Origin of the sequence: Delftia sp. WSY_22 (genome assembly GCF_043104185.1) — a bacterium.
Lineage (GTDB): Bacteria > Pseudomonadota > Gammaproteobacteria > Burkholderiales > Burkholderiaceae_C > Comamonas > Comamonas tsuruhatensis.
In genome coordinates this window covers 1-400 of the sequence record NZ_JBICKN010000060.1, presented here as the reverse complement: position 1 = coordinate 400, position 400 = coordinate 1, and the positions used below count along the sequence as shown (strand labels likewise).

Annotated in this window: 1 protein-coding gene; it reads left to right on the top strand. The window is 68.0% G+C overall.

What is annotated here, in order from left to right; genetic code table 11:
• Window positions 1-400: recombination-associated protein RdgC (gene rdgC, locus ACF8NF_RS28360; RefSeq protein ID WP_392451699.1), on the top strand; the 400-nt coding region annotated here is incomplete at both ends.

Here is a 400-nt window from a genome sequence, read left to right as displayed (position 1 = left end):
CGCAGGCCCGCACCCTGGTGCTGGACACCGGCAGCCAGGCGCGCGCCGACGAGGTGGTCAGCTCGCTGGTGGAGGGCCTCACAGGCTTTGCGCTGGCCCTGGTCGATACGCAGACCAGCGCACAGGCCGCCATGGCGCACTGGCTGACCACGCAGGAAAGCCCGGCCGGCTTTTCGATTGACCGTGAATGCGAGCTCAAGGCCGCCGACGAATCCAAGGCCGTGGTGCGCTATGCGCGCCATCCGCTGGACATCGACGAGGTGCGCCAGCACATCGAGCACGGCAAGCTGCCCACGCGCCTGGCGCTGACCTGGGACGACCGCGTGAGCTTTGTGCTGACCGAGGGTCTGCAGATCCGCAAGATCGCGCTGCTCGATGCCGTGATGGAAGGCCAGTCGCA